Annotated in this window: 10 protein-coding genes and 1 tRNA gene; 9 read left to right on the top strand and 2 right to left on the bottom strand. The window is 73.1% G+C overall.

All coding sequences use genetic code 11. The features are described 5' to 3' along the window. The first annotated feature begins 123 nt into the window (after nt 1-123). Together BIU97_RS02935 and BIU97_RS02940 are read left to right on the top strand one after the other, a co-directional pair. Nucleotides 124-1,356 carry a D-alanyl-D-alanine carboxypeptidase family protein gene (locus BIU97_RS02935; protein ID WP_083420800.1) on the top strand — a complete coding sequence of 411 codons (1,233 nt, stop codon included), beginning with the start codon at nt 124-126 and terminating at the stop codon, nt 1,354-1,356. Between the two features lie 33 nt (nt 1,357-1,389). Then, on the top strand, nt 1,390-2,730 hold the full coding sequence (locus tag BIU97_RS02940; RefSeq protein WP_071255514.1) for a serine hydrolase domain-containing protein: 1,341 nt from the start codon (nt 1,390-1,392) through the stop codon (nt 2,728-2,730). A 99-nt stretch (nt 2,731-2,829) separates the two neighbouring features. Here BIU97_RS02940 and BIU97_RS02945 read toward each other — a convergent pair whose 3' ends face one another. Then, nucleotides 2,830-3,624, bottom strand: coding sequence for an SGNH/GDSL hydrolase family protein (locus tag BIU97_RS02945; RefSeq protein WP_071255509.1), 795 nt, complete (start codon nt 3,622-3,624; stop codon nt 2,830-2,832). 23 nt (nt 3,625-3,647) lie between these two features. Here BIU97_RS02945 and BIU97_RS02950 point away from each other — a divergent pair, with 23 nt between their 5' ends. From BIU97_RS02950 to BIU97_RS02975, 6 genes are all read left to right on the top strand, one after another. Beyond that, the gene (locus tag BIU97_RS02950; protein WP_071255505.1) at nt 3,648-4,811 is read left to right on the top strand and encodes an acyl-CoA dehydrogenase family protein; all 1,164 of its coding nucleotides are present in this window, start codon (nt 3,648-3,650) and stop codon (nt 4,809-4,811) included. A 58-nt stretch (nt 4,812-4,869) separates the two neighbouring features. Continuing rightward, nucleotides 4,870-6,114 carry a DNA polymerase IV gene (dinB, locus tag BIU97_RS02955; protein WP_071255501.1) on the top strand — a complete coding sequence of 415 codons (1,245 nt, stop codon included), beginning with the start codon at nt 4,870-4,872 and terminating at the stop codon, nt 6,112-6,114. A gap of 179 nt (nt 6,115-6,293) precedes the next feature. Then, a complete protein-coding gene (locus tag BIU97_RS02960; protein ID WP_071256370.1) occupies nt 6,294-8,084 on the top strand; it encodes a DEAD/DEAH box helicase in 1,791 nt (596 codons plus the stop codon). Between the two features lie 7 nt (nt 8,085-8,091). Further along, complete coding sequence (locus tag BIU97_RS02965) at nt 8,092-8,289, top strand: hypothetical protein (RefSeq protein ID WP_111040920.1); 198 nt, start codon at nt 8,092-8,094, stop codon at nt 8,287-8,289. A gap of 59 nt (nt 8,290-8,348) precedes the next feature. Further along, complete coding sequence (locus BIU97_RS02970) at nt 8,349-9,677, top strand: NAD(P)/FAD-dependent oxidoreductase (protein WP_071297033.1); 1,329 nt, start codon at nt 8,349-8,351, stop codon at nt 9,675-9,677. A 161-nt stretch (nt 9,678-9,838) separates the two neighbouring features. Continuing rightward, nucleotides 9,839-11,296 carry an HD domain-containing protein gene (locus tag BIU97_RS02975; protein WP_175472397.1) on the top strand — a complete coding sequence of 486 codons (1,458 nt, stop codon included), beginning with the start codon at nt 9,839-9,841 and terminating at the stop codon, nt 11,294-11,296. 70 nt (nt 11,297-11,366) lie between these two features. On the opposite strand, the gene BIU97_RS02980 is transcribed toward BIU97_RS02975, so the two are convergent. After that, nucleotides 11,367-11,452 (bottom strand) — tRNA-Leu (locus tag BIU97_RS02980). A 161-nt stretch (nt 11,453-11,613) separates the two neighbouring features. On the opposite strand from BIU97_RS02980, the gene BIU97_RS02985 reads away from it, so the two are divergent. Beyond that, nucleotides 11,614-12,930: a M20/M25/M40 family metallo-hydrolase gene (locus tag BIU97_RS02985; protein ID WP_071297034.1), complete on the top strand. Its 1,317-nt coding sequence runs from the start codon at nt 11,614-11,616 to the stop codon at nt 12,928-12,930. The last annotated feature ends 23 nt before the right edge of the window (nt 12,931-12,953 follow it).

A 12,953-nucleotide genomic window follows, 5' to 3' on the forward strand; every position in this document is an offset into this window, starting at 1 on the left:
ACCCACTACCCACTACCCACCACCCGCCACCCAGCGCCCCGGTCGGGAGGCCCGTCCCGCCTTCTCCACACCGGCGGCGGTTCCCCGGGTGGCCGGTCCCGCACACCGCTACGCTCTGGTGCCGTGTCACGAGTCGTCCGCCGCCCCCGCTCCGCCGTCCGGAGGCCGGTGACGATCACGGTCCTCGCCGTCCTCGTCCTGGCGATCGGCTACCTGGTGGCCGCGGCCGTCGTGCCGTTCGCCCCGGCGAGCGCCACGACCACCACGTACTCGGCGCCGACGTCGAGCGTGCCCGCGCTGCGGTTCCCGGGCTACGGTGCGACGGCGGTGCAGGCGACGGGGTTCCCGGAGAGCCTGCGGACGAGCGGTGACGAGCAGCCGCGCTCCATCGCGAGCATCACGAAGGTGGTGACGGCGCTCGTCGTCCTCGACGAGAAGCCGCTCGAGCGCGGGCAGTCCGGTCCGGCGATCCGCTTCACGGAGCAGATGCAGGGGCTCTACGCGAAGTACCTCGCACAGAACGGCGAGGTCGCGCCGATGCCGGCCGGGCTGCGGCTGACGGAGCACCAGGTGTTCCAGGTCATGCTCATGAAGTCGGCGAACAACTACGCCGGGGCCCTCGCGCTGTGGGCGTTCGGGTCCATGGACGCCTACGAGCAGGCCGCGGACCGCTGGCTCGACGCGCACGGTCTCGACGACACGACGATCCACGAGCCGACCGGGCTCGACCCGGCGAACACGTCCACCGCGACCGACCTGGTCGAGCTCGGCCGGCTCGCCCTGGCGGACCCGGTGGTGCGGGAGATCGTCGGCACGAAGGACGTCACCATCCCGACGGTCGGGCCGATCGAGAACTCGAACAAGCTGCTGGGGCTCGACGGCATCGAGGGGATCAAGACCGGCACCCTCGACGAGGCCGGCGCCTGCCTGCTGTTCGCGGCGACGTACGAGCGCGGCGGACGCGACGTCACGGTGATCGGCGTCATGCTCGGCGGGGTCGACCACGACTCGCTCGACGCGGACGTGCAGCGCCTGCTCCGGTCGGTGGCCGACAACTTCCAGGTGGTGACGCTCACCCACGCCGGACAGACCTTCGGGACCTTCTCGACGCCGTGGCACGACGAGGCCGACGCGGTCACGGCGAAGGCGTCCGAGGTCCTGGTCTGGGGCCGCACGAAGGTCCGCGCGAAGGCGCACCTCGACGAGGTCACCCTGGGCACGGAGGGCGAGCGGGTGGGGACGGTCCGCTTCACCGTCACGGACCACGACCCGGTGACGGTCCCGCTCGTGCTCGAGCGGACCATCGACGACCCGGGTGTCTGGTGGCGGTGGACGAACCCGTTCCAGGGAGCCTGACGCCGCGGCCCGGCAGGCCGTAGGGTCGGATCCGTGACGACGACGTTCCCGCGCAGCTCCCCGTCCGCCCTCGGCATCGACGCCCGCGGTGTCGACGCCCTCGTCGACGCGCTGGAGCGCACACCCGGCGTCGAGCCGCACGGTCTCGTGCTGCTCCGCCACGGGCAGGTCGCCGCGCAGGGCTGGTGGGCGCCGTACGGCCCGGACCGCGTGCACTTGCTGTACTCGCTGAGCAAGAGCTTCACGGCAGCCGCCGTGGGGATCGCGGTCCGCGAGGGGCTCGTCGACCTCGACGCGACCGCCCTGTCGTACTTCCCGGAGTTCGACGCCGACGTCACGGACGACCGCAGCCGCCGCATCCGGGTCCGGCACCTGCTCGCGATGGCGAGCGGTCACCGCGAGGAGACGCTCGACCGGGCCCGTGCCGCCGACGCGACCAACACCGTCCGGGGCTTCCTGCTCACCCCGCCGGACGAGGAGCCCGGGTCGGTCTTCGCCTACAACCAGCCGTGCACGTACACGCTCGCAGCCATCGTCCGGCGGGTGAGCGGCGGGTCGCTCGTCGAGTACCTGCGGCCGCGGCTGCTCGACCCGCTCGGCATCGACGACCTCGCGTGGCGGCGCGACGACACCGGCGCCGAGCTCGGCTTCAGCGGCTGCTACGCCCCGACCTCCGCGATCGCGGCCCTCGGCCAGCTGTACCTGCAGCGCGGCGTGTGGGACGGCGAACGGATCCTCGACGAGGACTGGGTCGCCGCTGCCACCTCGACCCAGGTCGAGAACCCGGGCGAGGAGAACCCGGACTGGTCCCAGGGCTACGGCTTCCAGTTCTGGATGGCCCGGCATGGCTTCCGCGGCGACGGCGCCTACGGCCAGTTCTGCGTCGTCCTGCCGGAACAGGACGTCGTCCTCGCGATGACCGGGCAGAGCCTCGACATGCAGGCGGTCCTCGATGCGGTCTGGCAGCTCCTGCTGCCCGCCGTCGGCGGCACGACGGACACGGTTGCGGACGCCGCCCTGGCGGCACGACTCGCCGCCCTGGGGCTGCCGGCGGTCGTCGGCGGCCCGCTCACGGGCACCGCGGACCTCGGCCCGTTGGCGCACGACGACGCCGGGTGGCGGCTGACGCTCGACGTCGACGGCGGGACGCTGTCCGTGCCGGTCGGCGACGGGGAGTGGGCGGTCGAGGGGGCGCTGGCGGCGAGCGGCGCCGTCGCGGCGGACGGCCGGACCGTGCTCGTCGACGTGCGGTTCGTCGAGACCCCGCACCTGCTGCACGTCCGGGTGGACCGGTCGACGGGCGACACCGCGACGGCGTGGAAGACCGTGCCGCTGCACGACGGTCCGCTCACGCTGCGCCGCCCCGCGGACTGAGCGACCCCACACGCTACCGCCCCCGCACACGACGCGCCCCGGTTCCTCGGGGCGCGACGACCGTGCAGGGCGCGTCGGTCGGCACCCGTCGACCGACGCCTAGGGCGTGTCGGACCGGTGCTCGACGACGTCCTGCAGCTCGGGGCGCTTGGCGGAGACCCCGTCGCCGGAGGACGTGTGCCGGATGCGCCGGACGACCCACGGCACCAGGTACTCCCGTGCCCAGCCGAGGTCCTCGGCGCGGGCCTCGCGCCAGGGCCTCGCCTCGAGCGGTTCCGGGTTGAACGGTTCGAGTCCGTGCGCGACACCGAGGGTGTCGAGGACCGCGGCGGCGACGGTGGCGTGCCCGGTCGGGGAGTGGTGCAGTCGGTCCGGCGCCCACATCCGCGGGTCGCGGAGCACGCGGAGCGCCCACATGTCGGCGACGAGCGCCCCGTGCTTCAGGGCGATCGCGTGCAGGTTCTCGTTGTAGATCGCGGTCTTGCCGCGGACCATGCCGAGCACGGGGGTCATGCCGACGTCCGGCCCGGTGAAGAGCACGACCGTGGCCCCGTCGCTCCGCAGCCGGGCGACCATCGCGTCGACCCGCTCCGCGAGCTCGTCCGGGTCGGAGCCCGGGCGGATGATGTCGTTCCCGCCGGCGGAGACCGTCACCAGGTCCGGGCGGAGCGCGAGCGCCGGCTCCACCTGCTCGTCGACGATCTGCTGCAGCAGGCGGCCGCGGATCGCCAGGTTCGCGTAGGCGAAGTCGTCGGACCCGTGCGCCAGGACCTCGGCGACGCGGTCCGCCCAGCCCCGGTTGCCCCCGGGCACGGTCGGGTCGGGGTCGCCGATCCCCTCGGTGAACGAGTCACCGATCGCGACGTACCTGGACCACGGATGACGAGCTGACACGATCGGGACCTTAGTCTCGTGCCATGACATCGGCCACCAGGGACGCAGTCGGCTGGACCCCGCCGGAGGACCTCCTCGCCCGCATCGCGGCGCGTGCCCCCGGGTACGACGCGGCCAACGCGTTCTGCGTCGAGGACCTCGACGAACTGCGCACGGCGGGGTACCTGCGCATCGGCGTGCCCGCGGAGCAGGGCGGCTCCGACCTCGGCCTCCGGGCGACGACGGTGGTGCAGCGCACGCTCGCCCGGGCCGCGCCGGCGACGGCGCTCGGCCTGGGGATGCACCAGGTCTGGGTGCAGGCGGCCCGGGCCGTGTCCACGCGGGGTGGGGCGTTCCTCCAGTCCGTCACGGACCACGCGGCGGACGACCACCTGCTCGCCTTCGGGGTGAGCGAACCCGGCAACGACGCGGTGCTGTTCGACTCGTCGACGACGGCGGAGCCGGACGGCGACGGCGGGTACCGCTTCACCGGGACGAAGGTGTCCACCTCGCTCGCACCGGCGTGGGACGTCCTCAGCGTGTTCGGCCGCGACGACTCCGGGCCGGAGCCGCGGCTCGTGCACGGGTTCGTGCTCCGGTCCGACGAGCACGTCGAGCAGGGGGACGAGTGGGACACGCTCGGCATGCGGGCGACGCAGAGCCACGGGACCCGGCTGCTCGGGGTGCACGTGCCCGCGGAGCGGATCGTGCGGGTGCTGCCGGTCGGGCCGAACCAGGACCCGCTGGTCTTCGGCGTGTTCGCGGCGTTCGAGCTGCTCGTCGCGTCGGTGTACGTCGGGATCGCCGAGCGCGCGCTGGACCTCGCGGTGTCGGCGGTCACCCGTCGCGTGGCGGCCGACGGGTCGTCGCGCGCCCAGGACCCGGACGTGCGTCGGGCGATCGCGGACGTGCGCGGTGCGGTGGACGCCGTGTCGATGCAGGTGGACTCGCTGGCTCGCTCGGTCGACGAGGGCGACGACCTCGGCGCCCGGTGGTTCCCGCTGCTCGTCGGCACGAAGGCACGGACGGTGGACGCGGCGCAGCACGCGGTCGACGAGGCGATGCGGATCGCCGGCGGCTCGGCGTTCCGGTCGACGAGCGAACTGGCGCGGCTCGCGCGGGACGTGCGGGCGGGGCAGTACCACCCTTCCACCCGGGACTCCGCGGCCCGGACCATCGCCGCGTCGGTGCTCGGACCGCTGCCGTGACGGTCCGCCGCGCGCACGGGGCCGCTCCGGTGTCGGTGGCACCTGGCATCATCGCCACGTGAGCAAGCAGGACGGCAGCAACCGGCTCGTCTCGGACACCCCCGTCGACGACGTGTCGGCGACGGTGCTGCACGTCGACATGGACGCCTTCTTCGCCTCCGTCGAGCTCCTCGACCGTCCCGACCTGCAGGGGCTGCCGGTGATCGTCGGCCACGACTCCGACCGGTCGGTGGTCACCGCCGCCACGTACGAGGCCCGGCGCTACGGCGTGAACTCGGCGATGCCGATGGCGATCGCCAAGCGGCGCTGCCCGAACGCCGTCATCGTCGAACCGCACTTCGAGAAGTACCGCGCGAAGTCCGCCGCAGTCATGGCCGTCTTCGACCGCTTCACCCCACGGGTCGAACGACTCGGCATCGACGAGGCCTTCCTCGACGTCGCCGGCGCACTCCGCCTGTACGGCACGCCTTGGCAGATCGGGCAGGCGATCCGTCGCGCCGTCCACGCCGAGACCGGCCTGCACTGCTCCGTGGGGGCGGCGTCGACGAAGTTCGTCGCGAAGCTCGCCTCCAGCCGCGCCAAACCGGCCGGGCTGCTCGTCGTGCCGGCCGCCGACACCATCGCGTTCCTGCACCCGCAGCCGGTCTCCGCGCTCTGGGGCGTCGGTGGCAAGACGCAGGAGACCCTCGAGCGTCGGGGGATCCGCACCGTCGGCGACCTCGCCCGGACGCCGCTCGGGTCCCTGGTGTCCGCGCTCGGGCCGGCCGGCGGCCAGAAGCTGCACGACCTGTCCTGGGGTCGCGACCCGCGCGTCGTGGACACCGGCGTCAGCGAGAAGTCGATCGGGCACGAGGTCACCTTCGGACACGACCTGACCGACCGCGACGACGTCGCACGCGAACTCCTCCGCCTGGCCGACAAGGTCGCCGTCCGGCTGCGGCACGCCGACGTGCAGGCACGCACCGTTGCCCTGAAGGTCCGGTACACCGACTTCACCACGCTCACCCGGTCCCGCACCCTCGCCGAGCCCACGGACGTCGCCAAGCGGCTGCACCGCGAGGCCGTCGAGCTGTACGACGTCCTGCACCGGCCCGGCAACCGCATCCGACTCATCGGCGTCCGCGGCGAGAACCTCGTGCCGGCGGCCGCCAGCAACGCCCTGTGGGACGACGACGCGCCGTGGCGCGAGACCGAGACGACCGTCGACGCCGTGGCCGCGCGCTTCGGCGCCGGCGTGCTGCGGCCGGCATCGCTCGTCCGGGGGACCCGCGACGGGCACGCCCCGCACGCCAGGCAGGACTGAGCGTGGCGGTAGGATCAGGTCCAGTGAGCGCAGCGGAGTACGACGACCAGCAGCCCGCCACGCTGTGGGCCGAAGCCGGGGACGACCGGGCCGGCGACGGTGGTGCGGTACCGGCACACACCGACCAGACCGCGACGGCCGGGGCGACTGCAGCACGTGACGAGGCCGACGCCGCGGCGCTGGCCGAGGCGGCCGGCAACTCCGCCGTCCAGCACCTCTCCCCGGCCTTCCCCGACCGTGCCGCGTGGGGGACCGCGTCGAAGCTCCGTGCCTGGCAGGTCGAGGCGCTGACGAAGTACTTCGAGACCGAACCGCGTGACTTCCTCACCGCGGCCACGCCCGGCGCCGGCAAGACCACGTTCGCGCTGCGCCTCGCCACCGAGCTCCTGGCCCGGGGCACCGTCGACCGCATCGTGGTCGTCGCGCCGACCGAGCACCTCAAGCGCCAGTGGGCCGACTCGGCCGACCGGGTCGGCATCCGCATCGACCCGATGTTCAAGAACGGCGACGGCATGTTCGGCCGCCACTACCAGGGCGTCGCGATCACGTACGCCCAGGTCGGCATGAACCCCGAGGTGCACCAGCGGATCACCGCGAGCGGCAAGACCCTCGTGATCCTCGACGAGGTCCACCACGGCGGCGACGCACTGACCTGGGGCGACGGCATCAGAGAGGCGTTCTCCGGGGCCACCCGCCGCCTGTCGCTGTCCGGCACGCCCTTCCGCTCGGACACCGCGCCGATCCCGTTCGTGCAGTACGCCCCCGACGAGCAGGGCATCCGCACCTCGATCTCCGACTACAACTACGGCTACGGCCGCGCGCTCAAGGACGGCGTCGTCCGACCGGTGCTCTTCATGGCCTACGCCGGGCAGATGCGCTGGAAGACCCGGATGGGCGACGAGATGTCGGCCTCGCTCGGTGAGCAGGTCACGAAGGACATCACCGCGCAGGCCTGGCGCACGGCGCTCTCGCCCGAGGGCGAGTGGATGCCCGCCGTGCTCTCCGCCGCCGACAAGCGCCTGACCGAGGTCCGTCGTGGCGTGCCGGACGCGGGCGGCCTGGTCATCGCGACCGACACCACGACCGCGCGCGCCTACGCCCGGATCCTGCAGCAGATCACCGGCGAACGCCCGACCGTCGTCCTGTCCGACGAGGCCGCTGGGTCGAGCCGGATCAGCGCGTTCGCCGAGGACACCTCGCGCTGGATGGTCGCCGTCCGGATGGTGTCCGAGGGCGTCGACGTCCCGCGCCTGTGCGTCGGCGTCTACGCCACGAGCGCGAGCACGCCGCTGTTCTTCGCCCAGGTGATCGGCCGCTTCGTGCGTGCCCGCCGGCGCGGCGAGACGGCGAGCGTCTTCCTGCCGAGCGTGCCCGGGCTGATGGCACTGGCGGCGTCCCTCGAGCTCGAACGCGACCACGCGCTCGACCGCCCGAAGGACACCGACGACGGGTTGTACAACCCCGAGGACGCCATGGTCGCCGAGGCCAACAAGGAGGACCGCGCGTCCGAGAGCCTGCTCGAGGTCCAGCCGTTCGAGGCGCTCGACTCGCAGGCGTCGTTCGACCGCGTCCTCTACGACGGCGGCGAGTTCGGCACCGGGGGAGAGGTCGGCTCGCTCGAGGAACTCGACTTCATCGGCATCCCCGGGCTCCTCGAGCCCGACCAGGTGCGCGACCTGCTGCGTGCCCGGCAGGCCACCCAGGCCAAGCGCTCGAAGGGCCGGACCGTCAAGGACGGCCAGCCCAAGCCCGCCGAACCGGACCGCCCGATGTACATGACGATCAAGGAGCAGCGCACCGAGCTCGCCCGGCTCGTGTCGATCTGGTCACGCCACTCGAACGAGCCGCACGGCGCGATCCACGCCGAACTCCGGCGGATCAGCGGCGGTCCGGCCGTGGCGCAGGCGAGCATCGAGCAGATCCAGAAGCGCATCGACGTGCTGCGCTCCCGCATCGGTGGGCGACGGTGACCGCGGCGTGATCGAGCCGGTCGACGACCGCACCTGGTACGTCAAGCGCGACGCCGAGTCCTCACCCGAGGCGATCATCGACCGCTTCGGCGGCGGCTACCGGCTCCGACGGTTCTCGCTCACCGAGTCCCGGCGCACCCCGCACGGTGTGTACACCGGTGTGGAGCTCGCCGAGACCGCCTGGTGGCGGCTGAAGCGACGCTGATTCCCGCCAGAGGCGCGGCGCTGGTGACGTTGACGGCCGTCATCCGGTAGACCGGAGGAATGGCAGACTCGATCCCTCACGTCCTCGTCCTCGGCGGCGGCTCCGCTGGCTACTCCACCGTCAAGCAGCTGCAGAAGCACGCGGCCACCGTGCCGATGCGGATCACACTGGTGGACCAGAACACCTACTACACGTACCTGCCGTTCCTGCCCGAGGTCGCGGGCGGTCACATCGCCCCGAAGGACGTGACGGTCGAACTCCGTCGTGCCCTGCGCAAGACCCGGGTCATCCAGGGCAAGGTCACCGCGATCTCCTCGGCCGACAAGACCGTCTCGATCGCGACCGCCGGCGGTGACGACCGCACGCTCGGCTACGACCAGCTCGTCGTCGCCCTCGGTTCCGTCACGCGCACCTTCCCGACCCCCGGGCTCGAGGAGTACGGCGTCGGCTTCAAGAGCGTCGAGGAGGCCGCCTACGTCCGCTCCAAGCTCCTCGACAACATCGCGAAGGCCGCGGCCACCCGCGACGAGGACGAGCGTCGTCGTCTGCTCACGAGCGTCTTCGTCGGCGGTGGCTACACCGGCGTCGAGGCCATCGGCGAACTGTTCGACGTCTCGCAGGCCGCCATCGCGACCTACCCGTCGCTCGCCGGCGAGCAGCCCCGCTGGATCCTCATCGACGCGCTCGACCGCGTCGCGCCCGAGGTCGGCCCGGAGCTGTCGAAGTGGACCCTCGAGTCGCTCCGCGCCCGCGGCATCGACGTCCGGCTGAAGACCACCATGCCGAGCGCCGAGGGCGGCGTCGTCACGCTGTCCGACGGCGACGAGATCCCCACCGGGCTGCTCGTCTGGACCGCCGGCGTCAAGCCGAACCCGCTCCTCGACGCCTCCGACCTGCCGCGCGGCCCGAAGGGGCACCTCGCCGCCAACGCGAAGCTCCAGGTCGAGGCCGAGGACACCCACGAGGTCGTCGACGGCGTCTGGGGCCTCGGTGACGTGGCCCAGGTCCCCGACCTGACCGCCGACAAGCAGCCGGCGTTCTACCCGCCGAACGCGCAGAACGCCGTGCGTCAGGCCGTCGTCGCCGCCGACAACATCGTGGCGACGATCACGGGCAAGCCGCTCGAGGAGTACCGCCACCCCTCGATCGGCACCGTCGCCTCGTACGGCGTCGGCAAGGGTGCCGCGAACATCAAGGGCATCAAGATGACCAACGTGCTCGCCTGGCTCGCCCACCGCGCCTACCACGTGTACGCGATGCCGACCCTGAACCGCAAGGTCCGGATCGTCATCGGCTGGGTCACCGGCGCCGTCTCCGGACGCGACGCGACCTCCCTCATCAAGGAGACCGACCCGCGCCGCAACTTCGTCGAGGCGTCGAAGAGCTGACGCAGAGCTGACGCAGAGCGGACGCACCGACAGGGCGGACAGGAGGCGCGGTGCCGGCTGGCACCGCGCCTCCCGTCCGTCCGGTGGTCGCGCCGACGCGCCCGGTGCGGCAGACTGACTCCCTCGGTGCTGCTGCACGGAGGTCCCGGAAGAGGCCACACGTGACCACCACCTCCTGCACCCGGTGCGGCGCTGCGCGACGCACGACCGGTCTCCACCGGTGCCCCGGCCCCACCGACCCGGCACGTGCGCTGGGCGTCGGTACGGCCGTCGACGCCGTCCTCGTGGCGCTCGGCAGCGTCGGGCGCCCGTTCCTGGTCGGCGGCGTGGTCCGCGACGCCCTGTTGCGGTCGGCCGGGCGTGCGGTCCCGGAGGACGACGACCACGACGTCGACGTCGAGGTCCACGGCGCGGACACGGTCTCGGTCGTGGACGCCCTGCGTGCTGCGGGCGCGGTCGTCGTGACGACCGGCCGGCGGTTCGAGGTGCTCCGGGTCGTGCTCGACGACGTGCACGTCGACGTCGCCGTGGTCCCGGGGACCGGCGACGACGACGCCCTCGCCGACGCCGCCGCGCGTCGCGACTTCACCGTCGACGCGGTCGCGTGGGACCCGGCGACGAACGAGTACGTCGACGCGTCCGGCGGCATCGACGACGCCGCTCGGGGCGTGCTCCGGCACACGTCCGAACGGTTCGGCGACGATCCGTTGCGGGTCCTGCGCGCGGTGCAGCTCGTGGCGCGGTTCGACCTCGCCGTCCACCCGTCGACGGTCGACCTCGCGCGTTCGCTCGCGGACGCCTACCCGTCGATCGCGCCGGAGCGGGTGTGGCCGGAGATCCGGAAGGCGGCCGGGGGCGACCACCAGTCGCACGCGCTCCAGGTCCTCCACGACACCGGGTGGGAGCGGCACTTCCCGGAGCTCGCCGCCGTCCGGGACGTCCCGCAGGACCCCCGGTGGCACCCCGAGGGGCCGGTGCACGTGCACCTGGGACTCGCGGCGGACGCGGCTGCTGCCGCGTGCACGGCCGACGGGGTGACCGGGGAGGACCGCACCGTCGTGGTGCTCGGGGCCCTCCTGCACGACCTCGGCAAGGCCGGCGACGGCACGCAGACGGTCCGGGGTGACGACGGCACCGTCCGGATCCGCAGTCTCGGGCACGAGGTCTCCGGAGCACGGGCCGCCCGCGACCTGCTGCGGCGGATCGGCGCGCCCCGGACCGTGACCGACCGCATCGGCGCCGTCGTGCGCGAGCACATGGTGGTGCACTCGACGGACGGTGCGGCGCCCTCGGTGCCCGCAGCGCGCCGGCTGCTGCGCCGCCTGGGCGGATCGGTCGCGATCGCCGAGTGCTGGGCACGGGTGTGCGAGGCGGACTCGCAGGGGCGGGGTCCGGCGTCCTCGGCCTCGGCGGCTGGGGCGTGGCTCGCGGTGGTGCGCGCGGACGCCGCCGTGCGTCGCGTCCGCCTGGTGACCGGGCGGGACCTCATCGCGTCGGGACTCACCCCGGGGCCCCGGTTCCGCGAGGTCCTCGACGCCGCCGCTGCGGCACAGGACGACGGCCTGTTCGAGGACGCCGAGGGTGCACGCGCCTGGCTGTCGGAGCAGCTCGGCGACTGACCCGCCAGGAAATGCCCCCGGGCCACTGGCCTGGGGGCATTCCTTGTCTTCGTGTCGTTCGTGTTTCTTGTGTCCGAGGGGGGACTTGAACCCCCACGCCCTAATACGGGCACTAGCACCTCAAGCTAGCGCGTCTACCAATTCCGCCACCCGGACAGGGTGTCTGGTGTCTGTTTCCCGAGTGCAACCCGGCGTTCCTGCCGAGAGAAGACACTAGCACGGCTCCGAGGGCACGCTGCACACGGGCGTGCATCCCGGGCGCGTCCCGGGTCGCGGGCCCTCCTGTCGGGGTCGGTGCGGCCCGGTAGCGTGGAGCCATGACGAACCCGGAGCCGACCGTGCCCGAGCTCGAGGCCACGGCGGCGATCGCCCGCGACCTCATCCGCATCGACACCACGAACTGGGGCGAGGGCAAGTCCCGCGGCGAGACCGAGGCGGCGCACTACGTCGAGGCCGAACTGCGTCGCCTGGGGCTCGAGCCGCAGCTGTTCGAGTCCGAGCCGGACCGCGTCAGCGTCGTGGCGCGGGTACCGGGCCGCGACCGCGACAAGCCGGCCCTCGTCGTGCACGGCCATCTCGACGTCGTGCCGGCGGACCCCGCCAACTGGACGGTCGACCCGTTCGGCGGGGTCGTGCGGGACGGTTCGCTGTGGGGTCGCGGCGCCGTGGACATGAAGAACATGGACGCGATGATGCTCACGTCCCTGGCGGACGTCATCGCGGCGCAGGGGGCGCCCGAGCGCGACCTGGTCATCGCCTACTTCGCCGACGAGGAAGCCGGGGGAGTCCTCGGCTCGCACCACGTCGTCGAGCACCACCCCGAGGTCTTCGCCGGCGCGACCGCCGCGATCAGCGAGGTCGGCGGGTACTCCATCACCCTCGGCGACCGGCGGGCCTACCTGCTGCAGACCGGCGAGAAGGCGCTCATGTGGGTGAAGCTCGTCGCGCGCGGCACGGCGGCGCACGGCTCGCACGTCATCCGCGACAACGCCGTCACGAAGCTCGCCGCCGCGGTCGCCCGCATCGGCAGCGAGGAGTGGCCGGTGCGCCTCTCCGCCACGACCGACGCCATGGTCGCCGAGGTCGCCCGGTTCCTCGGCGTCGACCCGGCGGTGACCGGCCCGGACGAGGTCGCCCTGGCCACCGGGTCCGCGTCGCGGTTCATCCACGCGGCACTGCACACCACGTCCAACCCGACGGTGCTCACCGCCGGGTACAAGCACAACGTCATCCCGGACACCGCCGAGGCCCTGGTGGACATCCGCTGCCTGCCCGGCGACGAGGACGCCGTGCTCGCGCGCGTCCGCGAACTGGCCGGCGACGAGGTCGAGGTCGTGACCTCGTTCCGCGACGTCGGCCTCGAGCAGGACTTCGGCGGCCCCCTGGTCGACGCCGTCCGCGACGTCCTCGGCCGGCACGACCCCGGGGCGCCGGTGCTGCCGTACCTGCTGTCCGGCGGCACCGACAACAAGGCCCTGTCGACCCTCGGCATCGCGGGCTACGGCTTCGTCCCGCTGAAGCTGCCCGCCGGTGTCGACTTCCCGGCGATGTTCCACGGCGTCGACGAGCGGGTGCCGCTCGATGCGCTCGCGTTCGGGCGGCGCGTCCTCGGCGACCTCTTCGCCACGTACTGATATCTTGCATGGTCGCCTCCGGG

This window comes from Curtobacterium sp. MCBA15_009 (genome assembly GCF_001864895.1).
Lineage (GTDB): Bacteria > Actinomycetota > Actinomycetes > Actinomycetales > Microbacteriaceae > Curtobacterium.

Excerpts from the sequence above, each read along its gene's own strand:
- BIU97_RS02950 (WP_071255505.1), top strand. The coding sequence starts at position 3,648 with ATGACATCGGCCACCAGGGACGCAGTCGGCTGGACCCCGCCGGAGGAC.
- BIU97_RS02970 (WP_071297033.1), top strand. The coding sequence starts at position 8,349 with ATGGCAGACTCGATCCCTCACGTCCTCGTCCTCGGCGGCGGCTCCGCT.
- BIU97_RS02985 (WP_071297034.1), top strand. The coding sequence starts at position 11,614 with ATGACGAACCCGGAGCCGACCGTGCCCGAGCTCGAGGCCACGGCGGCG.